The sequence below is a fragment of the Carnobacterium pleistocenium FTR1 genome, assembly GCF_000744285.1.
Lineage (GTDB): Bacteria > Bacillota > Bacilli > Lactobacillales > Carnobacteriaceae > Carnobacterium_B > Carnobacterium_B pleistocenium.
Window position 1 is genome coordinate 237,503 of sequence record NZ_JQLQ01000002.1, and the last position, 22,693, is coordinate 260,195.

At 37.6% G+C, this 22,693-nt stretch carries 21 protein-coding genes and 1 pseudogene; 9 read left to right on the forward strand and 13 right to left on the reverse strand.

The window, feature by feature from the left end; translation table 11 throughout:
* Positions 1–38 precede the first annotated feature (38 nt).
* Positions 39–1,055 carry a Gfo/Idh/MocA family oxidoreductase gene (locus BP17_RS01325; protein WP_035051100.1) on the reverse strand — a complete coding sequence of 339 codons (1,017 nt, stop codon included), beginning with the start codon at positions 1,053–1,055 and terminating at the stop codon, positions 39–41.
* Positions 1,056–1,278: 223 nt separating this feature from the next.
* Here BP17_RS01325 and deoC point away from each other — a divergent pair, with 223 nt between their 5' ends.
* Positions 1,279–1,965 (forward strand): deoxyribose-phosphate aldolase, encoded by a 687-nt coding sequence (gene deoC / locus BP17_RS01330; protein WP_035051101.1) that lies wholly within the window; start codon positions 1,279–1,281, stop codon positions 1,963–1,965.
* A 12-nt stretch (positions 1,966–1,977) separates the two neighbouring features.
* A pseudogene (locus tag BP17_RS13605) lies at positions 1,978–2,409 on the forward strand (glutathione S-transferase C-terminal domain-containing protein); the annotation flags it as partial.
* A gap of 244 nt (positions 2,410–2,653) precedes the next feature.
* Here the strand turns inward: BP17_RS13605 and BP17_RS01335 are convergent.
* The 3 genes from BP17_RS01335 to BP17_RS01345 form a co-directional block, all read right to left on the reverse strand.
* A complete protein-coding gene (locus BP17_RS01335; RefSeq protein ID WP_035051103.1) occupies positions 2,654–2,929 on the reverse strand; it encodes a metal-sensitive transcriptional regulator in 276 nt (91 codons plus the stop codon).
* A 65-nt stretch (positions 2,930–2,994) separates the two neighbouring features.
* On the reverse strand, positions 2,995–5,445 hold the full coding sequence (locus BP17_RS01340; RefSeq protein ID WP_035054981.1) for an FAD-dependent oxidoreductase: 2,451 nt from the start codon (positions 5,443–5,445) through the stop codon (positions 2,995–2,997).
* 295 nt (positions 5,446–5,740) lie between these two features.
* Entirely contained in the window at positions 5,741–6,601 is an 861-nt protein-coding gene (locus BP17_RS01345; RefSeq protein ID WP_035051104.1) for an SDR family oxidoreductase, read from the reverse strand.
* Between the two features lie 153 nt (positions 6,602–6,754).
* On the opposite strand from BP17_RS01345, the gene BP17_RS01350 reads away from it, so the two are divergent.
* The 5 genes from BP17_RS01350 (at position 6,755) to gap (ending at position 10,571) form a co-directional block, all read left to right on the forward strand.
* Positions 6,755–7,108, forward strand: a complete 354-nt coding sequence (locus tag BP17_RS01350) for a winged helix-turn-helix transcriptional regulator (protein WP_035051105.1) — start codon at positions 6,755–6,757, stop codon at positions 7,106–7,108.
* A 34-nt stretch (positions 7,109–7,142) separates the two neighbouring features.
* Positions 7,143–7,535 carry a DUF1398 family protein gene (locus BP17_RS01355; protein ID WP_035051106.1) on the forward strand — a complete coding sequence of 131 codons (393 nt, stop codon included), beginning with the start codon at positions 7,143–7,145 and terminating at the stop codon, positions 7,533–7,535.
* A 77-nt stretch (positions 7,536–7,612) separates the two neighbouring features.
* Entirely contained in the window at positions 7,613–8,572 is a 960-nt protein-coding gene (locus tag BP17_RS01360) for a glutathione S-transferase family protein (RefSeq protein WP_035051107.1), read from the forward strand.
* A gap of 33 nt (positions 8,573–8,605) precedes the next feature.
* Positions 8,606–9,448, forward strand: coding sequence for an endo alpha-1,4 polygalactosaminidase (locus tag BP17_RS01365; protein ID WP_035051108.1), 843 nt, complete (start codon positions 8,606–8,608; stop codon positions 9,446–9,448).
* A gap of 109 nt (positions 9,449–9,557) precedes the next feature.
* Positions 9,558–10,571, forward strand: a complete 1,014-nt coding sequence (gene gap / locus BP17_RS01370) for a type I glyceraldehyde-3-phosphate dehydrogenase (RefSeq protein ID WP_035051109.1) — start codon at positions 9,558–9,560, stop codon at positions 10,569–10,571.
* Between the two features lie 180 nt (positions 10,572–10,751).
* Here the strand turns inward: gap and BP17_RS01375 are convergent, their stop codons facing one another.
* Positions 10,752–11,642, reverse strand: coding sequence for a MurR/RpiR family transcriptional regulator (locus BP17_RS01375; RefSeq protein WP_035051110.1), 891 nt, complete (start codon positions 11,640–11,642; stop codon positions 10,752–10,754).
* 176 nt (positions 11,643–11,818) lie between these two features.
* Between BP17_RS01375 and BP17_RS01380 the strand changes: the two genes are divergently transcribed.
* Together BP17_RS01380 and BP17_RS01385 are read left to right on the forward strand one after the other, a co-directional pair.
* A complete protein-coding gene (locus BP17_RS01380; RefSeq protein ID WP_035051111.1) occupies positions 11,819–13,258 on the forward strand; it encodes a 6-phospho-beta-glucosidase in 1,440 nt (479 codons plus the stop codon).
* A gap of 56 nt (positions 13,259–13,314) precedes the next feature.
* On the forward strand, positions 13,315–14,154 hold the full coding sequence (locus tag BP17_RS01385) for a Cof-type HAD-IIB family hydrolase (RefSeq protein WP_035051112.1): 840 nt from the start codon (positions 13,315–13,317) through the stop codon (positions 14,152–14,154).
* 117 nt (positions 14,155–14,271) lie between these two features.
* Here the strand turns inward: BP17_RS01385 and BP17_RS01390 are convergent, their stop codons facing one another.
* From BP17_RS01390 to BP17_RS01425, 8 genes are all read right to left on the reverse strand, one after another.
* Complete coding sequence (locus BP17_RS01390; protein ID WP_035051113.1) at positions 14,272–14,550, reverse strand: chorismate mutase; 279 nt, start codon at positions 14,548–14,550, stop codon at positions 14,272–14,274.
* Complete coding sequence (gene aroC, locus BP17_RS01395) at positions 14,543–15,640, reverse strand: chorismate synthase (RefSeq protein WP_035051114.1); 1,098 nt, start codon at positions 15,638–15,640, stop codon at positions 14,543–14,545. The genes BP17_RS01390 and aroC overlap by 8 nt, the downstream gene beginning before the upstream one ends.
* On the reverse strand, positions 15,621–16,874 hold the full coding sequence (aroA, locus tag BP17_RS01400) for a 3-phosphoshikimate 1-carboxyvinyltransferase (protein ID WP_035051116.1): 1,254 nt from the start codon (positions 16,872–16,874) through the stop codon (positions 15,621–15,623). The genes aroC and aroA overlap by 20 nt, the downstream gene beginning before the upstream one ends.
* Complete coding sequence (gene aroB, locus BP17_RS01405; protein ID WP_035051118.1) at positions 16,871–17,956, reverse strand: 3-dehydroquinate synthase; 1,086 nt, start codon at positions 17,954–17,956, stop codon at positions 16,871–16,873. The genes aroA and aroB overlap by 4 nt, the downstream gene beginning before the upstream one ends.
* A gap of 18 nt (positions 17,957–17,974) precedes the next feature.
* Positions 17,975–19,015 carry a 3-deoxy-7-phosphoheptulonate synthase gene (gene aroF, locus BP17_RS01410; protein WP_035051119.1) on the reverse strand — a complete coding sequence of 347 codons (1,041 nt, stop codon included), beginning with the start codon at positions 19,013–19,015 and terminating at the stop codon, positions 17,975–17,977.
* Positions 19,016–19,156: 141 nt separating this feature from the next.
* Positions 19,157–19,750 (reverse strand): anthranilate synthase component II, encoded by a 594-nt coding sequence (locus BP17_RS01415; RefSeq protein WP_035051120.1) that lies wholly within the window; start codon positions 19,748–19,750, stop codon positions 19,157–19,159.
* On the reverse strand, positions 19,747–21,114 hold the full coding sequence (trpE, locus tag BP17_RS01420; RefSeq protein WP_198022496.1) for an anthranilate synthase component I: 1,368 nt from the start codon (positions 21,112–21,114) through the stop codon (positions 19,747–19,749). Before trpE ends, BP17_RS01415 begins: the two co-directional genes overlap by 4 nt.
* A gap of 731 nt (positions 21,115–21,845) precedes the next feature.
* Positions 21,846–22,382: a hypothetical protein gene (locus tag BP17_RS01425; RefSeq protein ID WP_035051121.1), complete on the reverse strand. Its 537-nt coding sequence runs from the start codon at positions 22,380–22,382 to the stop codon at positions 21,846–21,848.
* Positions 22,383–22,693 lie beyond the last annotated feature (311 nt).

Below are 22,693 nucleotides of genomic sequence, written 5' to 3' on the forward strand. Positions count from 1 at the left end.
AAGTGAGTCATTCGTATCTTTTTAACCAATAGAATAAATTAGTTGCTCATTTTTTGAATACCTTCTTCGAGTATTTCTAGTTGACGAATGGTTTCTTCATCTTTCACTAGTGGGTCTTTTCCATTTATAATTGATTCATATAAGCCATCGTAAACATGGCTGTAATCCCCAATTTCTGAAACGACTTTTTCTTCGTGATAGATTCCTTCATCATCTACATAGGTCAAAGTGCCATAATGTTCAGGCGTATCAATACCGAAATCAGGGTTAGTAGGCATATAGAATAATTTCAGATGTTCCTCTTGTCTATCTTTTTCTTGCTTAGTGAACATCCCTTTTTTACCATATAAAACAAAACTTGGACGCGGTTTGATTCTGAAATAACTTGATTTAACAGAAACTTTTGTTTTTGAATAATAAAAGTCCAAGTCAAAATAATCATTCATTCGACTAGGGCCTAATAATTGCCTTACATCATAATGAATGGAATCGGGATCTCCAAAATAGGAAAGAACTTGATCAATCGTATGGCAGCCGTGCCCATACAAATAACTTGAAGCGGCCGAAAATTCTGTGCAACTTTCTGGAACTTCGGGTCTAAAATAATCATAATGCATTTCAACTTCTAGTAATTCACCTATCAGGCCACTTTCAATAACTTTTTGAGCGGTCAGAAAGTCTGAATCATAGCGTCTATTTTGGTAACACTGGACGAGTAGATTTTTTGATTTTGCTAACTCAAAGAGTTCCCTTGCTTCTTTAGACGTTTCGGTGAAAGGTTTTTCAACCAAAGTGTTTTTCCCGTTTTCTAAAGCTAATTTTGCAAATTTAAAATGTAATGAACTTGGAAGGCAAACTGCAACCAATTGAATTTCTGGATCACTCCAGATATCTTCTAAATTCGTTGTGTAATGAACTCCAGGAACCTTATCCCATGGGCTATCTGCATGACGAGAATAGATAGTTTTCACGTTAATATTTTCTGATTTCTGTGAAAAAGGTAAATGATAGCGATTCGTACTTTTTCCATTGCCAATATAAGCTATTGTTAACATAAAAAACCTCCTATAGTATGTGGTAATTAGATTATATATGAAAATGAGCGTAATAACCCATTACTCAGTCATTAAGGTTCTTTTGTTCTTTTTAATGCTACATACAATGAGGTATTCTAAACATTATGTTTAATGCTTCATGATATAGATAGAATCTTTACCTAAAACTGTAACCTTAGTTGTGGTAAAATGAAACCGAATTCAATTAGAGGAGGAAGAAAAAATGGTATTCCAATTTAGCGTAGCAGAACTAGCAAATATGGTGGATCATACTTTATTAAAAGCAGATGCAAAGAAAGCAGCATTTGAAAAAGTGTGTCAAGAAGCTGACAAATTTGGGTTTAAAATGGTGGCTATTAATTCAGCACCTGTTTCGCTTTGCAAAGAGTTATTAAAAGAAAGTCCCGTCCACATAGGAGCAGCCATTGGTTTTCCACTGGGCCAGACTACTATTGCCACGAAAGCTTTTGAAGTCATGGATGCAATCAAAAATGGGGCTGATGAAATCGATTATGTGATCAATATTGGCAAATTAAAAGATGGGAACCTAGCTTATATTGAAATGGAGATGGCAGAAATCGTAAGAGTCTGTCGAGCAAATAATACAGTAAGTAAAGTAATCTTGGAAAACTGTTATCTGACAGACGATGAAAAAATTGCTGTCTGTGAAATTGCTAAAAGAGTTAAACCTGATTTTGTGAAAACGTCAACCGGGTTTGGTACTAGTGGCGCAACAGTTGACGATGTAAAATTAATGAAAGAGACCGTTGGACCAGACGTCAAAGTGAAAGCGGCAGGAGGCATACGTGATTTTGCAACGGCTAAAGCTATGGTGGAAGCTGGAGCTGAGCGACTAGGAACAAGTTCGGGTATAAAAATTATCAGCGAGTATAAAGCGATTCAAGAATAAAATAATAGTTCAAAAATTGATGCAATCAATGAAAGAGTATATCATTCGGTCAATAATGGAGTGTACAAAACCGGATTCGCTACGAAACAAGAGGTCTATCAAGAAGAAGTTAGCAAACTTTTCGATGCACTTGACGAGTTAGAAGAACGGTAGGGAGAGAACCGTTATCTGGTAGGCGACCAAATCACTGAAGCTGATTGACGCTTACTTACAACTCTGATTCGTTTTGACAGTGTCTATTATGGTCATTTCAAATGCAACATCAAACACATTACAGAGTATAAGAACCTATGGCGCTACACGAGAGAATTATACAACTGGCCAGGAATAATGGAGACCGTGAATTTTAAGCACATTAAAAAACATTATTACCGTAGCCACAAAAATATTAATCCGACCGGTATTGTTCCAGCAGGACCTAAATTGGATTTTAGTTTGGATTGATGAGAACACACATATAATCGATCGGACTTTTCATCTAAAGTACGTTGCTAGTGAGTATGTAAAAAAACTTCTTTATGTATAAATTGGGATAGTTTTCTATTTTAGTCACGTAAATAAGGTTGAATACAGTTGGTATTTAAAAAGAGAATTTGTCGGATATTAAAGATAATTTTTGATATATATATATACACGAAAAAGCTGATTCCAATATAAATGGAATCAGCTTTTTTGATAGTTTACTCAGCTATTTTTTTATGATCATAGCAATAGCCTGATCAATTTTTTTAGTTTGATCTTGAGTATCATTTTTTGGATTCTCAAAACAATCTTTCAGATTTTCAGCAACGATTATCCCCATCACACGATCAATGCTAGAGCGAATAGCGCTTAATTGTGTAATAATATCTATACACTCTTTGTCTTCATCAATCATTTTTTGAACGCCACGAATTTGTCCTTCAGTTCTTCTTAAACGATGAATGATTTTTTTTTGCTCAACCTGTTTAGTGTCAATGTTCATCATATACCTTCTTTCTAAAAGTCATTTTTATTATACCGTTTTAAATAGAATTGGCAAATAGAGAATTAAATAAACAAGTTTAAGTTAGCATCTTCACTGTCACCAAGATAAGCTGCGACACCACCAAATTCAACAAAATCAAATAGTTCTTCTCTTTCGATGCCCATGATATCCATACTCATAGTACAAGCAATAAATTTAACGCCTAATTTATTAGCTTTTTCAATCATGACCGGTAAAGGATCTACGTTTTTTTGTTTCATGACTGATTTGATCATTTTAGCGCCAGCTCCACCCATATTCATAGAAGAAATAGGCAAACTTTCTGCATTATTAGGCAGCATGATGTCGAATAATTTTGCTAAACCTTGTTTTTTCACTTTCTGTTTTTTTAAAACGCCTAATCCCCAAAAAGTAAAGAAAATCGTGACTTGTTTACCCATTGCTGCTGCGCCTAAAGCAATGATCATTGATGCTAAAGCTTTATCCATGTCGCCGCTAAAGACAACCATTGTTGCGCCATTTTTTGTTTCTCTCAATAAACCGTCTTTAGGAAGAGAAGCAACATTTGCTTGTAAGCTATTTCCTTTAGCTATGGTAGCAACCACGTTGTCTCCTTTGATCTCATTTGTCAGTACCGTATTTCCGGTACTTTTAGCCCAAGACTCAATGTCAGCACTAAAGCCAAAATCGCTAGCTTGAACAACCATTTTTTGTCCATTAGTCATTTGATCCATATGCTCTTTTACTTTTAAAATAGGTCCGGGACATTGCAATCCGCAAGCATCTACTTCGATCGTTTTTAACGCATTATCAAATGAAGAGGTACTAACTTGTTTTTTAGGTGCTAGTTTAAAAGGTTTATTTTTCATTTCATAGGTTGCTAATTTATATGTCTTGTAGCCACCATCAAGATTTTTTACATCAAAACCATGATGCATCAATATTCTTGCAGCATTATAGCCACGCAAACCGACTTGGCAATATACGTAGATTGTTTTATCTTTTGGCAATTCATCTAGTCGATTTCGTAATTGATTTAATGGAATCAATGTACTATTAGGCAATGAACCTGTTGCAAGTTCAAAGTCTTCTCTAATATCTAGGAAGTAAGCATTTTGATCTAATAAAGCATCGACTTCGTGCCATTGGATCGTTTTGACTTTTTGGTTCATCATATTATCAGCCGTATACCCCAACATGTTAACAGGGTCTTTTGCACTTGAATAAGGAGGGGCATAAGCTAATTCAAGACTAGCTAGTTGATCAGCCGTTCCGCCAAATTTCATAGCTGTTGAAATAACATCGATCCGTTTTTCAACGCCTTTTGTTCCAACACCTTGAGCACCTAAAATTTTACCATCATTTCCAAAAAGTAATTTTAGATGAATAGGGCTAGCACCAGGATAATACCCAGCATGTGAATTTGGGTGGATATGGATCACTTGGAAGTCTATGCCTTTGTTTTTAAGCATCCGTTCACTGTTTCCGGTAGAAGCAGCTGTTAATTCGAAAATTTTTGCAACAGAAGCCCCTTGTGTTCCTGGGTATATTGCAGGAATCCCATTGATGATATCCGCAACTAAACGTCCTTGACGGTTAGCAGGCCATGCAAGAGGGATGTTTGTAGGAGATTGATCCACAAAATCTTTGACTTCGATAACATCTCCGATAGCGTAGATGTCTGGAAAATTGGTTTGAAGCTGATCATTTACTTTGATTGCATTCTTGAAACCAAGTTCGATGCCACATTCTTTAGCAAGAGTATTTTCTGGAGTCACACCAATAGATAAAATAGTTAGATCTGTTTCTAGTTCATTGCCACTCGTTAATAATAATTTTTTTCCGTTATCTTTAAATTCTTTTAAGCCATCATTTAGTAGCAGATTAACTCCATGCATATTGATTTGAGTGTGTAATTGTTGGGCCATTTCAAAGTCTATATTTGGCATAACTTGAGGAGCCATTTCTACTAGTTGGACGTTAAGATCCAAGACTTTAAGGTTTTCCATCATTTCTAATCCGATAAAGCCACCACCAATGATGGTTGCAGTTTGTATGTCATTTTCAGCTATATATTCTTTGATAAGATCCATATCCGGAATATTTCTTAATGAAAAAACATTTTTTGCAGAATCCATACCTGGGATAGCTGGTGTGATTGCTTTTGCACCAGTTGAAATAATTAGTTGGTCGAAAGATTCTGTATAAGTTTTGCCTGTTTGGTGATTTAAAACAATGATTTCCTTTTTTGCTGGATCAATTTTGGTTACTTCAGAAAAATTACGTATATCTAATGCATATTGCTGCTCCATTCCTTCAACAGTCTGTAGCAGTAAGTTATCACGCTCTTTAATTTCCCCTCCAATGTGATAAGGAAGACCACAATTCGCAAATGAAATGTATTCACCCTTTTCAAATAGAATAATGTTATCTTCTTCGTTTAAACGACGAAGTCTAGTAGCTGCAGTCGCGCCACCGGCTACACCGCCGATAATTAGTATTTTTTTCACTATAGGTAAGTCTCCTTTGAAATTGTTTGTTTTTTCACAATTCAAATATACCCTACAGGGGTATGATAGTCAAGGCTAAAAAAACCAATAAATAAAGTTGCTAAAACAACGTTTTATTTTTATTTAGTTAGTTTACCTTTAAGGGTATACATTCTTAAGGAGAAGTACTAGCTTTATACATGAGAATGTTACAAATGACTAAATAAAGCTAGAAAATAGGTTCTTTTTCATTTTTTTTATTTGATTCGTTTCAATTTTGCTCGATGAGTTTAAAGGAATCAACAATACATGTAAATGATTAATTTTTCAAAAACTCTTTTAAAGCTTCAACTAGTGGAGTTAATGGTTTGCCCAATGCTTTTTCAAAATCGTTCGAAATGACAGTTAATTCACCATTGCGAATATCATTTTGAATCATTAAAATAAAACCAACGACAGATTCTGGAACACCATTATTGATCAATGTAGTTTTGTAGTCTGCGTCAGTCATTGAAACAACCTCGAATTTCTTACCACTAGCCGTTTTAAGGGCTTCTGCTAGTTGGGCGTAAGTCATTGGGGTGCCGGATAACTCAAGTATTTCTGGTGCAGCAGCTTTTCCAGTCAAGACATTTACGGCAGCTTCGGCAAATTCGCGCTTCAATGCCCAACCAATTTTACCTTCTCCAGCAGAGTAAGTGAAAGGATGACCTTCTACTGCTGCATGTAGTGTGTCTGCTTCATTTTCTATATACCAATTATTGCGTAAAAAAGTATGAGGAATGTGAGATTCAGAAATCAATTTTTCCGTTAATATATGATCCTGAGCTAAAGGGCTGGTTGATTCTGCACCTTTAGGGAAACTAGTGTAAATAATAAATGAAATACCTTTTTCTTTAGCGGCATGAACTACATTTTTGTGTTGTTCTCCACGTGAAACTGCTCCGCCTGGTTGTGAGGAAACAAATAATAGACGATCGATTCCGTTGAATGCCTCAAGTAAACTTGCGTAGTCACTAAAATCAGCAATTCGAACATCGATTCCTTGTTCACGCAGTTTAGCAGCTTTTTCTTCTGTTCGTGCTAAAGCTACAATTTCATTTGGTCCAATTTGTTCTTTCAAATAACGTAAAGCATGAGTCCCTAATTCTCCTGTAGCGCCTGTTAATAAGTATTTCATTTATTATCAACCTTTCTATGCTTAGTTTTTTTAAAATGCTTGTTTCCATCACGTTCTAATACTATAATAAGACTCTAAGTAACTTATGTAAAGTAAGTACTTAGAAGTAATCTAGTTACTCAAAAGTAACTAGTGTGAATGGATGGGGTTTTTATGCGTAATAAATTAGTAGGATGTCCAGTAGAGACGACCCTTTTACTGATAAATGATCGTTGGAAAATTTTGATATTAAGAGAGTTGTTAGATGGAACGAAGCGATTTGGCGAATTAAGAAAAGCAATTGGAACGGTTTCACCAAAAGTCCTAACGTCGCATTTGCGTTCTATGGAAGAAGATGGACTAGTTGAGCGTGAAATTTTTGCAGAAGTTCCCCCACGTGTTGAATACACGCTGACAGAATTAGGGGAAAGTTTAAAACCGATTTTGGATGCAATGAAGGATTGGGGCATAAACTACCAAGAAAAGGTTACTAGTGAAGTTGACCATTTAGAAGTAGATGTAGTGTAAAATTACAAACCACTCATTAAAAGGAGGAACAGTCATGAGTTTAACTAAACAAGAGATTGAAAAAGCGGTCTATGCCGAAAAAAACGCTGGTGAATTTCCTCAATTGATGCAGGAATTCAAAAAAATGGGTGTTAAACGCTATGATTATTTAGTTGCTGAAGGCATGTATCGTTATTTTGATGACGAAAGTTCAATCGACTTACCGTTGAATGGGAAACCTAAAGAAGTTGCAGCGCAAAGTGATCATGAAACCATTAAAGCGGTTGTAAAAAGAGCTCAAGCTGGCGAGTTTGACTTTGAAACTTTTTGTGAGCTAGCTGGACAAGCTGGAGTTCCCTTTTGGACAAGTGATTTAGTATTAAAACAAGTCGTTTATTATGACACGAATCATCAAGCTTTGTTAATCGAGCCGATTCCTGGATTATAGAATAGGCTCTACCTACAATGGAGATAGAAAATAAATAAAATGAGCTACGAGGATTAATAGATGGAAGGGGAATAACAATGGGATTATTAGTAGATGGCAAGTGGCATGACCAATGGTACGATACAGAAGGCAATGGTGGGCGATTCATTCGTCAAGAATCACAGTTCCGTAATTGGATCACGCCGGATGGAAGTGCTGGTTTAAGTGGTGAGGGCGGTTTTAAAGCTGAATCTGGACGCTACCATTTGTATGTAGCTTTAGCATGTCCTTGGGCAAACCGTGCATTGATCATGCGTAAACTAAAAGGATTAGAAGAGCTGATTTCGGTATCTATTGTGAATCCAATAATGGCTGAAAATGGTTGGACATTTGAACGAGAAGAAGGCGTGATTCCGGATCCGGTAATCAATGCAAACTATCTTTATGAGCTGTATACGCATGTGGAATCAGAATATAGTGGACGTGTAACTGTACCCGTCTTGTATGATTTGAAACAAAATAAAATCGTAAACAATGAGTCTTCTGAAATCATGCGCATTTTGAACTCTGCATTTAATGAAGTCGGTGCAAAAGAAGACGATTATTATCCTGAAGCATTACGTCCAAAAATTGATGCAATCAATGAAAAAGTATACCATTCGGTCAATAACGGCGTATACAAATCCGGATTCGCTACTAAACAAGAGGTCTATCAAGAAGAGGTTAGCAAACTTTTTGATGCACTTGATGAGTTAGAAGTACGACTGGGAGAGAAACGTTATCTAGTAGGTGACCAAATCACCGAAGCTGATTGGCGCTTATTTACAACGCTGATTCGTTTTGACAGTGTCTATTATGGTCATTTCAAATGCAACATCAAACACATTACAGAGTATAAGAACCTATGGCGCTACACTAGAGAATTATACAACTGGCCAGGAATAACGGAGACCGTGAATTTTAAGCACATTAAAAATCATTATTACCGTAGCCACAAAAATATTAATCCGACCGGTATTGTTCCAGCAGGACCTAAATTAGATTTTAGTTTGGTTTAAAATGAATAGTTAGAGAGATAAAGGAGCCAGTACATGAAAACTAGGGTAATAAGCGTTTTGATAGGAGCAATGGTTATTTTAGCAGTAACAGGTTGTGCAAAATCAGAAGGAAAAGGCAACAGTATAAGCGAAAATACAGGTAAGTATGGTGTGTTTTTGAGTTTAGATGGAAGAGATGCCATCACAGCTAGTGAAGGTTACGAAACGGTTATTATTGATGCACAAAATCTCTCTGCAGCAGAAATTACGGAGATGCAAGCTCGAGGACAAAAAGTTTATAGTTATTTAAATGTAGGATCATTGGAAACTTTCAGGCCTTACTATAAAGAATTTCAGCATCTTACATTGAGTCCTTACGAAAATTGGGAAGAAGAATATTGGGTTGATGTAACCAACGAAGACTGGCAAGAATTTAGTGCCGTTACTTTAGCTAATGAATTCCTTGATAAAGGAATTGATGGCTTTTGGATCGATAATGTAGATATATACTGGCAATTTCCAACAGAAGAAACGTATGTTGGGGTGGAACAGATCTTAAAGACACTCATGAGCTATGACAAACCGGTTCTTATTAATGGAGGAAATGAATTTGTTAGTGCGTATTTACAGCAAAATCAGCAAATAGATGATATTTTGACTGGTGTAAACCAAGAAACCGTCTTTTCAGCTATTGATTTTGAGGAAGATAAGCTGGTTAGTCAAACAAAAGAAAATCAAACCTACTACTTAAATTATTTAGATACAGTTGATAAAGCTGGAAAAGAGATTTATTTACTGGAATACACTACGAAAAAAGAGCTGGGTAAAGACATCCAGGAATATGCGACTGAAAGAGGATGGAAGTATTATATCTCCAATTCGGTTGAATTGAATTAATGGGTTAGTTTGTTCCTAACTGTCAAAATGGCTGATGCAAAGAATTGGAATTTTTTTTACAAAAGAGGTACCATAAAAATAGATTCAAATAAAGAAGGAGGAAATATTCATGTCAATAAAGGTAGCAATCAATGGATTTGGCCGTATTGGACGTTTAGCATTGCGTCGGATTTTGGAAAAGAACACAGACTTAGAGGTTGTCGCAATCAATGATTTGACGGATAATGACGACTTAGTTTATTTGCTAAAATACGATACCTCACAAGGCCGATTCCCGTATGATGTAACAGTTGGGAATGACGCGATTGTGGTAGATGGAAAAGAAATCAAAGCTTATGCAGAAAAAGATGCGAGTCAATTGCCATGGGGTGATCTAGGAATCGATATCGTCCTAGAATGTACTGGTTTCTATACTTCAGCGAAAAAAGCACAAGCTCACTTAGATGCAGGGGCGAAACGGGTGTTGATCTCTGCTCCAGTAAAAGCTTCAGGATCAGAAGTGGACAATACGAAAACAATCGTCTATGGTGTAAATCATGAGTCACTCGATGAAAATGATGAAATCATTTCTGCAGCATCTTGTACCACGAATTGTCTAGCGCCAATGGCAAATGTTTTGAATAAAAAATACGGAATCAATAGTGCTTTAATGACAACCATACATGCTTATACAGCATCGCAAGCCTTGCAAGATTCACCAGGTGGGCGTAAAAACCGTGCTGGTGCACAAAATGCTATTCCGGCTTCAACAGGTGCTGCCAAAGCGGTAGGAAAAGTGATTCCTGAATTAGATGGGAAAATTGATGGAACAGCTATTAGAATTCCTACAATAACAGGGTCAATGGCAGAACTATATTCTGTTTTGGACAAAAAAGTAACAATAGACGAAGTAAATAAAGCAATGAAAGAAGCTGCAAATGATGCGTTCCTGTACACTGAAGACGAAATTGTCTCTTCAGATGTTATCGGGGTACCTGCAGGCTCCATTTTTGATGCCACTCAAACAAGAATAATCGAAGGTTCTAGTGGACAATTAGTAAAAACGGTTGCTTGGTATGATAATGAGTATGGCTTTGTATCGAATATGGTAAGTACCTTAGAACATTTTTCTAGTATCAAATAAAAGTCTAATTAACGGGAAGCTTACTGCTCCCGTTTTTTTGTGTCTATAAATGAGAATAAAGGCTGAATTTTTTTAAACAATAGTAATAAAGTCAATAGAAAAATGTAATCGTATACTAATCGATCTAAAATCTACGTTAGAGGATGAATAGGATTATTTCAACTAACTTCTTACGCAAGTTTATTTATCCGATGAAGGTTGTTCTTTAATGATGTCGATGCTTGTTTTGCGGATATCTGTTGAACGACCAATTTGAATGAGATGGTTCAAGTTCATTTCATAATCTGCAGTAAAGACAATAGAGTACAAAAGATTCAATAGATAAATGACAGATGTGGTTGAGGTGAAGTTTCCGATTTTAGAGTAAAGCTTTTCTCGAGTAGTGATTTTTAATGAACAATCGCTATGTGTTGCAATAGGATTATTTCCTATACTAGTTAAACTAATCGTGGAGGCTCCATTCTTTTTCAAAATGTCCATGCATTTTATAAAGGAATCATCTTCACCTGTATATGAAATAATAAGAGCGCACGTTTTTTTACTACTATTAAAAGCCTCATAGGTACTGTAATCGTAAGTAGAAGAAATAGTGACCTTTTTATTGATCCTACGCATCTTAGTTACGAAGTCTTGAGCAATAAGGGCATTAGTTTGGCTCGCAAATACTTTGATCTCATCAGCATCTAGTAAAAGTTTTTGTGCATAGTCCAAATCTTTAGAAGTTATTAAAGATAAAGTATCTTGCAGAGTATTCTGTTGCAACGTGCTTATTTTATGGGCGATAGAAATTAAATGATCCGTTTGTTCATAAGGTAGATTGGCGTCAATAGCTGTAAAATGGCTATTCAAGTAATGCCATTCTTCAAGGTAAGCTTCTTTCAAGTCTATCCAACCTGTAAAGCCCATTTTTTTCGCTACACGAATAAGGCTCGTAGGATTTGTATGAGTTAAATCTGCAATTTTTTGAGTCGTCATATCTTGTAATTTTTCAGGGTAATCGGTGAGATAACTTACTAGTGCTTGTTCAGCACCTGAAAATGAAGTGTGTTTTAATCGTTCAATGAGTAACATAAAAAAGCTCCTTTCCTACACAAATAGTATATATTTTTGTGTAGGGGTTTTACAAGAGCAATCGCTAAATTTAGAAAGTGTGTGTTGGAAACTTCTAATTGTAGATAGACGATTGAAAAAATGAAACCGTTTAGATAAAATGAGAATAAGATATGATTTTATTAGGAGGAAAAAAGATGGGATTTAATAAAGATTTTCTTTGGGGTGGAGCTACTGCTGCTAATCAAATTGAAGGTGGTTATAACGCTGGTGGCAGAGGATTAGCGAATGTTGATGTCGTTCCAATTGGAGAAGACCGGTATCCAATCATAACGGGTCAAATGAAACATCTGGACTTTGATGAGAATCATTTTTATCCAGCTAAAGAAGCTATTGATATGTATCATCATTATAAGGAAGATATCGCTTTATTTGGCGAAATGGGATTTAAATCCTATCGTTTTAGCTTGGCTTGGACACGTATTTTTCCAAAAGGTGATGAGGCTGAACCAAATGAAGCAGGTTTACAATTTTATGATAACCTCATTGATGAATGTCTTAAATACGGGATCGAACCTATTGTTACAATCACACATTTTGATATGCCAATCCATTTAATCAAAGAATACGGGGGATGGCGCAGTCGTAAAGTAGTCGATTTTTATGGAAATTTAGTCACTGTATTGTTTAACCGCTATAAAGGAAAAGTAAAGTATTGGATCACTTTCAATGAGATCAATATGCTGTTGCATGCACCTTTTATGGGAGCTGGGTTAGTATTTGAAGAGGGCGAAAACGAAGAGCAAGTAAAATATACAGCAGCTCATCATGAATTAGTGGCCAGTGCGTTAGCGACCAAAATCGCGCATGAAGTAGATCCGGAAAATAAAGTAGGCTGTATGATCGCAGCTGGCCAGTATTATCCGAATACACCAAATCCAGCAGATGTGCGTCAAGCTCAAGTAGATAATCAAGAAAATTACTTTTTTATTGACGTACAGTCTCGTGGCGAATACCCAAACTATGCTTTGAAACGCTTATCTAATGAAGGAATCAATATTCCTTTTGAAGAAGGAGATAAGGAATTATTGAAAGAACATACGGTTGACTACATTACGTTCTCTTACTATTCTTCGCGCGTTTCTGCTGCTCAAGATGGCCAAGAAAAAGCAGGTGGAAACATATTTGATTCCATTAAAAACCCTTATTTAGAAGAAAGCGAATGGGGCTGGCAAATTGATCCAATCGGCTTCCGTATCACGATCAATGAATTGTATGACCGTTACCAAAAACCGCTATTTGTAGTTGAAAATGGATTAGGAGCAGTCGATACACCTCTTGAAGACGGTTCTATTGTTGATGATTACCGTATTGATTACTTAAAACAACATATTGAGGCAATGAAAGAAGCTGTGGACAAAGATGGTGTTGAACTTTTAGGGTATACACCTTGGGGATGTATCGACTTAGTTTCCGCTTCAACTGGGGAAATGAAAAAAAGATATGGCTTCATTTATGTAGACCGCGACAACGAAGGTAATGGAACAATGGCGCGTTCGAAGAAAAAATCTTTTGACTGGTACAAACAAGTGATTGCTTCTAATGGTGAAAATGTAGACTATACAAAAGGATCATAAGTGATGAATGTGATACTGCTGTTAGCAGGCTGATTTTCTATATAAAGGATGAGGATATGGAAGCAAACTATATTTTTTTAGATGTAGATGGCACATTAGTGAATTATTCTAACCAATTACCGAACTCCGCAATTAAAGCTATTAAGTCTGCACAATCCAATGGGCATAAAGTTTATCCGGTAACTGGGCGCAGTAAGGCTGAAATGTATGCTGAGATAGTGGAGATCGGTTTTGATGGGTACATTGGAGGAAATGGCAATTATATTGAAAGTGGTAATGAAGTTGTGTTACATCAATTAATGACCATAGACCAAGAAAAAGCAATCGTAGACTGGTTGAACAATCGGGGATTAGCTTTTTATTTGGAGTCCAATAATGGACTCTTTGCAAGTGAACATCTTGAGACACAAGGAGAGCAAGCAGTTAATGACTATGTTGCCTATAAAGAAAATTCTGGCACAAAAGCGATGACAGTAAGGCAAGTATTTCCAGAAATGATTTTTGCTGGTCAAATGTATCGCGATGATGTGAATAAAATCAGTTTCGTTTTGGAAGAGTATGACGATTACCTAGCTGCAGTTGATTTTTTCTCTGACTTTAAAGTGGGTACTTGGGGAGGTGTAGGTGAAAAAGCTTTGTTTGGCGATATTGCTTTGGCAAATATTACAAAACAGACAGCTATCAAAAAACTCTTAGAACACCATGGAGTTGACCGAAAGAAAACGATGGCTTTTGGAGATGCCAAAATAGATATTCCTATGCTTGAGTATTGTGAGATAGGTGTTGCAATGGGAAATGGCGATCGAGAAATTAAAGCTATGGCAGATTATATAACCGATAGTGTTGATAAAGATGGACTAGAAAAAGCCTTTCACCACCTTGGATTGATAAAGTAAATTTAGTCAAGTTCAGTTTCTAAAGGAATAAAATATGCAATCAGTACAAAAATAGGTTATTCGTCGAACATATCTGTTCACGAATAACCTATTTTTTTTACATAAACAAACGATCAATCACTTTTCTGACTTAAGGAGAGCTGTTTGCGTTTCTTTCATAATAGTCATCAGAGATTGAAAAAACTGTGATAATTGTGGTTCAAATTGTGAGTCTTTTAAACAACTAACGTTTCTCTCAATAATAGCTTTTTCCCGACTGGCATCTAATACAGAGAGGTTGTGCTGCTTTTTGTAGCGGCCAACTTTTAGTACTGTGTTTAGCCGCAATTCAACTAAGCGAGTTAGCTCCTGATCAATCGCATCTATTTCTTCGCGGTATTGTTCCAGTTCAGTCATCGGTCTGTCCTCCAAGCATCAAATCCATTAAACCGATAGCGGTAACGGCTTCTAGTACTGGTAAAACGCGAGGGACGATACAAGGATCGTGACGTCCTTCGACCTCTAATTCAGTTTCAGTTCCTTCTTGGATATTGATTGTTTGTTGTTTTTTCTTGATAGAAGCAGGTGGCTTAACAGCAGCTCTAAAAACAATAGGCATGCCATAAGTAATCCCACCAATGATTCCGCCGTTGTTGTTAGAACGTGTTTTGATATGTCCTTGTTCATCATAGTAATATTCGTCATTTGCTTCTGAACCGCGCATTTTAGTAATGTCGAATCCTGTTCCGAATTCAATACCCTTGATGGCTGGAACGGCAAATACAAGATGAGCCAATTGAGATTCAACTGAGTCAAAAAAGGGGTTTCCATACCCAGCATCTAATCCTAAGACGAAGGTTTCAACGACGCCGCCAACCGAGTCGCCATCTTCTTTAGCTTCTAAAATCAAATCAGTCATTTCCGCTTTTTTTCCAGCGTTAAATAAAGGAAGCTGTTCTTCTTTGAACTGTTCAATTTGCTTCAAAGTGACTGTTTCTTGATCCTCGAAAGTTTCATCTTCAATCGTTCCAATCGATTGGATATGAGAACCTACTGTTACACCTTTTTGTTTGAGCCATTGCTGACAAATAGCGCCAGCAAAAACGAGAGGAGCAGTAATCCTGCCAGAAAAATGACCGCTGCCACGATGATCATTATGGCCATTGTAACGCACACGTCCTGGGTAATCAGCTTGTCCAGGGCGCATAACATCTTTCAATAAACTGTAGTCTTTTGAGCGTGTATTCGTGTTCCAGATGAGTGCTGTCAGAGGTGCGCCAGTCGTTTTTCCATCTAAAAAGCCGCTTAAAATTTCTGGGTGGTCTTTTTCTTTTCTAGGTGTCGTTAATGCGTTTTTTCCTGGTGCTCTACGGGCCATTTCAAAGGCCACTTGCTCCATATCGAGTTCTAATCCTGGAGGTAAACCGTTGATGGTAATACCTATAGCCACACCGTGTGATTCTCCAAATAGTGAAAGCTGTAAATTTTTACCCCATATTCCACTCATGTATTTTTCCTCCTAGTTTCTCAAATGTTTCCCAAAAATTGGGATAAGATTTTTTGACACAAACTGTGTCTTTGATGTGGATCGGTTTTTTGCATACAGTAGAAGCAATCGCCAGCATCATAGCCATGCGATGATCTTTATGGCTCCATACTTCTTGACCGCCAGCCAGTTCAGAAACTCCTTTGATCAAGAGTGAGTCGTCTACGATTGCAATGTTTGCTCCTAAAGCAGCCAGTTCCTTTTGTGTGGCGACTAATCGATCACTTTCCTTGATTCGCAGACGTTCCAAATGAATGATCTTTGTTGTTCCTTTGCTTAAGGCAGCAACTAAAGCTACTACTGGAATAATATCAGGTATTTGAGCTCCATCTATGACGCATTCACTTTCAGTTGAACAGTTATTCAATGTATCTAAAATAGAGACAATAGCCCGGTCACCTTGTAGAGAAGCAGTGTCTAGGCCTTTTACCAAAAGGTCATTTCCTAAGGCATGTGCACTCAGCCAGAAAGCCGCTTGTGAGTAATCGCCTTCGACTGTGTAATCGCTAGCGATATAAACTTGTTGACCTTTGATGCGAAACTCTTGTCCATCCTCAGCTTGTTCAATTACGATGCCAAAGGATCGTAAGACTGAAAGGGTCAAATCAATGTAGCCTTTTGATTCTATAGGTGTCGTGATCTTTAAGATAGAGTCACCTGCTAGTAAAGGCAAAGTCAATAACATGCCAGTGATAAACTGGGAACTGATATCGCCACGCATTTCATAAATACCGGGTGTTAAAGGGCCTTCGACACTCAACTGCAAATTTTGAGTTGCTGCTAGCTGATAATGGAGTGATTGAGCGTCAAATAATTCTTGATAAGGTTCAAGCGGTCTTTTGCCTAACTGACCTTGACCGATAAAGTGTGTTTTACCTTTAAATAATGTCGCTAAAGGAATTAGAAAACGTAGGGTAGAACCGGATTCATTGCAATCAACTATCCGTTTTTCTTGAACGGACCCATTACCGACCCCTTCAATAGTCAACGTCCGATCGTTATAGGAAATAACCGCTCCAAATGACCGCATCCCTGCAATAGTGGCAATCATATCATCCGATAATTGGATATTCGTGATCATGCTTCGTCCTTTGGCCAAGCTAGCACAGATAACAGCTCGATGCGCCATACTTTTAGAAGGAGGGACAGTAACGGTTCCTTTTATTTTTTCAGGAATAAGAGTTAAATGCGTCATAGTGTTCCTCCAGTGTTTAAAGATTCAAAGAAGGAAAGTGCTGTTTGATGCTTGCTAGCTTGTCCGACGTCAGCTAAAACAATCACGGACAAATGGCCTTCAATGTTTTTTTTGTCTTTTTTGATATAGGGCAATAGTTTAGGATAAGCTTCCGGATTCTCTAACTCAGTAGGCAACCGGTGTTGCTGCAAGAGAGTGATCAATTTATCTGTTGCTCCAACTTTCGTCAGTTGCTTAGCCTCTGAAATTCTTGATATAGCCACCATGCCAATAGCCACACCTTGTCCGTGTGTATATTTTTCATAATGATAGTAAGCTTCAATAGCATGTCCCAAAGTATGCCCAAAATTCAACACCATTCGTTCGCCTACGTCCTTTTCATCTGCTTGAACAATTCTTTGTTTGATCGTGCAGCAGGTCTCAATAATCCAATCAATGTGTTGCATAACTGCCAGTCGAGAAGGCATTTCCATGAGACGATGAAACAAATCTAGATTTCTTATGCAACCATACTTAATCACTTCAGCCATCCCATCCGCAAAGGCAGAATCGGTCAAAGTCGCTAGGACTAAAGGATCAATCAAGACGAGTAGGGGGTGGTAAAACGCGCCAACTAAATTTTTCCCTTCAGGTAAGTCAACACCAACTTTTCCTCCAACACTACTATCCACTTGGGCTAGCAGTGTTGTGGGAATTTGGATATAAGAAACGCCTCTTAAGTAGGACGAAGCTGCGAAACCAGTAATATCTCCTATAACTCCGCCACCTAAAGCAATGATCAAATCGCTCCGGGTCAAGCCAAATTCAGTGAATGCACTATAGATTCTGGGGAGTGAGTCAAAGGTTTTGGTCTGTTCTCCAGGAGGTAAGACAATGGATCTCACTTCAAAATTCGCTGCTTCCAAATCTTTTATTACAGACTTGCCATAGTGCTCATAGACGGTTTCGTCAGTAACAAGGGCAATTTTAGCTCCAGTAAAAACTTTTGTGACTTCACTGCTGACGCGGTCGAGTAATCCTTGTTTGATTTTTAAATCGTATGCTACTTTATGTGGTGGAAGTTTAACGGTTAATACAGACATCCATTTTTCCTCCCTTGCTTATTTTGTTAGAATACTAGCTGCTTCATTGATTGAACGTCCTTCGAAATCAGCTAATCTACGAGCTTTCTCCATCAATCGAGCGAATTCATCTGGAGTCAAACATTGTTCGCCATCACTCCAAGCGTTTGCTGGATCATTGTGGACTTCGATCATTAAGCCATCTGCACCAGCAACGATGCCAGATTTTGCACCAGCTTCAACTAAGTAAGCCATTCCACCAGCATGACTTGGATCGACAATAATCGGCAAATGAGAAAGTTCTTTGATGACTGGAACAGCTTGGATATCCAATGTGTTACGCGTTCCTGTTTCAAAAGTACGAATGCCGCGTTCACATAAAATAACATTTTCATTCCCTCCAGCCATGATGTACTCAGCTGACATCAACCATTCTTTGTAAGTTGCAGATAGGCCTCGTTTTAAAAGGACCGGTGTATTTGTTCGCCCAACTTCTTTTAACAAATCAAAGTTTTGCATGTTACGTGCTCCGATTTGAATGATATCTACTGAATCAACAAATTGATCGACCCATTTTGTCGACATCAATTCCGTTACGATGGGCATTCCTGTTTCCGCTTTAGCAACTTGAAGCATTTTTAATCCCTCTAATTCCAGTCCTTGGAAACTGTATGGGGAAGTTCTTGGTTTGAATGCTCCTCCACGTAAGAAGTTTGCGCCAGCTTGTTTCAGTTGTTTAGCAATCGTCACAATTTGTTCTTCACTTTCTACAGAACAAGGCCCCGCAATGATTCCCAACTTAGTGCCGCCAATCGTTTCATCGCCAATGTTGATGATAGAATTTTCAGGATGAAACTTTCTGTTCGCTCTTTTGTAAGGATCTTCTACTCGAATAACTTGCTCAACTTCTGGAAAAGCACGCAATTGATGAATATCGATCCCACTAGTATCGCCGATCAGACCTAAGAAATCGCGTTTGATATCGGTGAAATGACTCACAGCTACTCCTTGTGTTTCTAATTTAGTAGCTAATTCTTTAACCTCACTAGCTTTAATTCCTTGTTTTAAAACGATTATCATAATTATTCTCCTCTGCATTGTTTAGTTTATTTTGTACAAACACCTGACCAAGCTTTGAATTTATTGTCTGAAAATTCAATGATCGTTCCTTCGTTTTTTTGGATTAACTACTTTTTAATAAAATAGGGGTTGCCGAATGAATCATCCTGCGCTCGCTATTGTTTTATTGATCGTGTCCAAAAAGTTTTTTATCATTTGTTTTCCATCACTCGTTCCAATTGATTCTGGATGAAACTGTAAGCCATAAATTGGGTAAGAGTTATGCTTTACTGCCATAATTTCTCCATCTGTAATCGACGTTGCTGTAACGGTTAGACATTCTGGCAAAGTGTCTTTTAGAATGACTAACGAGTGGTAACGCATAACTTCAATTTCTGCTTTCAGCCCTTTAAACAGGTCCGCCTGATGATGCAGGACACGCGCTGTTTTGCCATGTTTGACTTCGTCGGCACGACCGACAAGCCCGCCAAACGCTTCACCAATCGCCTGATGCCCTAGACAAATCCCTAGAATAGGCACTTCACTCTGCAATTCTTTAACAATATCAACACAAATCCCTGCTTGACTTGGTGTTCCTGGCCCAGGAGAAAGTACGATGGCTTTTGGATCTAGTGCACGCACGTCTGCGATGGTCAGTGCATCATTTCGCACGACTTTTACTTCTTCTCCACATTCACCTAGATATTGGTACAAGTTATACGTAAACGAATCATAATTATCGATTAGTAAAATCATTTTTTTCCAACCTCCAGTAAGGATTTTGCTTTATTCAATGTTTCTTGGTATTCCGTTGCAGGATCAGAATCATAAACGATTCCTGCACCTGCTTGAACATACGCCAGGTTGTCTTTTATTACCATTGTTCGAATAGCTAATGCTAGATCCAAGTCTCCATTCAAATTAATGTACCCGATTGAACCAGAATAAACACCGCGTAAATTGTCTTCCAACTCATTTATAATCTGCATCGCTCGTATTTTCGGTGCACCTGACACGGTTCCTGCTGGTAGGGTGGTGGTCAGTGCATCCAATCCTGTCAGTCCATCTGCTAAGGTCCCACTAACTTCGGAGACAATGTGCATCACATGCTGGAACCGTTCAATCGTCATATACTTATTTATTGAAATCGATCCAATCTGTGAAACGCGCCCCAAATCGTTCCGACTTAAATCTACAAGCATTTTATGTTCAGCACATTCTTTTTCATCTGAGAGCAAGTCTGCTGCATACGCATCGTCTGCTGCGATCGTTTCGCCTCTTGGTCGCGTTCCAGCAATCGGATTAGTGATGACCTTATTGCCTGTGACCCTGATTAAACTTTCCGGTGAGGCTCCAAGAACAATATACTCTTCGAAATCCACGTAAAACATATAAGGAGATGGATTCGCTACTCTTAATTTTCGGTAAAACGTGAAGGGATCTACTTCAAACGGTGCTTTCATTCGTTGGGACAGTACGACCTGGAAGATATCCCCCTCAACGATATGCTCTTTTGCCTTCTTGACCAGCTTCATAAAGCTTTCTCTATCATGAGAAGTCGAAAATTCAAGAGGCGTTAGTTCGCTCATCAGCTCTTCTGCTGGCTGTTGTATCATTTCTTCAAGGATTCTGATCTGCTGATCCAAATGTTCAATCCCATCAATCGCCAACGCTACGATAGTGACTTCCTGTTTCTTATGATCAAATACCACCAGTTCCTGATAAAACATCAAATGAATATCCGGCATATTGATTTCGTCTTTTAGTCGCTCACCAATTTCTTCGTATTCACGCACTGCGTCGTATCCAACGTAACCAACTGCGCCTCCATAGAATGGAAAGGGCAAATCCAGTGATACTTGGGGAATATGCGCTTTTACAACGTTTAATGGCTTGTCATAAAATGTTTCCTCATGGATTCCTTCTTTCACGATGACGATTTGCTCATTTCCGACGATTTCCTTATAGGGATCCATTCCGATAAACGAATACCGTCCTTTTTCCCCGTGCCCACTTGAACTCTCTAATATAAATTTCTTCTTGCCTTTCAATCGTTGAAATACCGAAATGGGCGTCAGCATATCTCCGTTGATTTGTTTCGTTCTATATTGAATACTCATTTTCTTCTCCCCCGTTTAATTTAGTAAGGAACTCTTTACTGATCATTTCGTTCATGTGTCACGAATCAACGGTGAGCATTAATTGCTTTTAAAAAACACACTTCTTGATCGGAAACCCTATTTTTTCAGTCTCGCTAGTTCTCTGTAATGGGGTGGTTGACTATCTTACTCTTGATTATTGATTATTTCGTAAAAAAAAAGACAGAAACCCATTTAAAATGAGTTTCTGCCTAAGCAGAATACAGCTATTCACAGATTTTAGATTGGTCCCCCGCCCATTGTTGAAAAAAGCGAGTAACCTAAAATTAGCTACAGCTATACCTTGTATTTATCGAAGAATCACTCATTACGATTCACTCATTCAATTTTTGTGCAGCGCCAATAACCAGCGCGTACGTCGACGCCTTGGTTTTGCCATGAATAGTGCACAGTCAAATTGATAAATGAATTGTTAGTCATAATTGAGTGACCCTCCTTTCTTTTTAATAGTTTTCTTAATTTTTTCTCATTATAACGAGTCCTTTTTTGAAAGTCAACCGTAAAATTTTAGGATTCATGTACTTTTTGCATTGACACCGAAAAAATTTAGAATCCAATTATTCATCTCATTATTTGTTCAATCAAGCTAGATGAAAAAATCGGAAAATAATTATAAAGTGTCTGGATCAACTGGTGGTAAACGATTTAGAGTCGTTAAATGATAGTTCGTTAATTATTTTCATTTGTAATGTTTAATTTATTTTGTACAAACACCATACCATTACTGGCTCATATCGTTCTTCAATTGTGTAATTCGGATTCTTTTCTTTCTCAAGCACATCCTCGCTAATGATCGTGTATTTCAAATTTTTCTTACAAAATCCTGACCAAGCTTTGAATTTGCTGTCTGAAAATTCAATGACAGTGTCTTCGTTTTTTAGGATTAGATATTTTTTTAAGAAAATAGTGGTTGCTGGATGAATCATTGCTCGGTTTTCAGAATAATAGTTGTTTTTGACTAAAACCATCGGCTTGGTTTTTCGTTGAAAAACATCTACCAACTCAACTTTATCCCAATAATCATAATTAAACTCCTTCCAGCCATACTCTTTTCGGGCGCTTTTAAAAGCCACAGGAAATAACACGTATTGTTCAGCTAGTTTATGAATAGTGTGTAGTAGATTGTCAAAAGATGGATAGGCAACAATACCATCGTTTTCTGACTGGAGCAAGGATTCTGCAACTGCATAACTATCCGTGCTGCTTGGTCCTAGCGTATGAATGATCATCTCTTTTCCCCCCACTAAAATTATTAAAAAACGAAAAAACGCCACACACGATAGTCTATGAAAGAGTATCGAATGTAGCGTTAGGTAAGTTCACTAATAGTATAATATCGGATTAGTTCGTTGCCCCTTCGATTTCTTTCAAAATCTATAGGGCAACTGTTGTTAGCAGCTTAAAAAGCTTTAGCCTCTATAGATTTTCTCATAAAGAAGCTAAAATAATAATTATTCAATTGTGAGTCCATTGCAGTTTGAAGTTTTGTTAGTAAGTTCATAGTGGTCTCTCCTCAATTGAGTATTATCAGCTGTTCGCC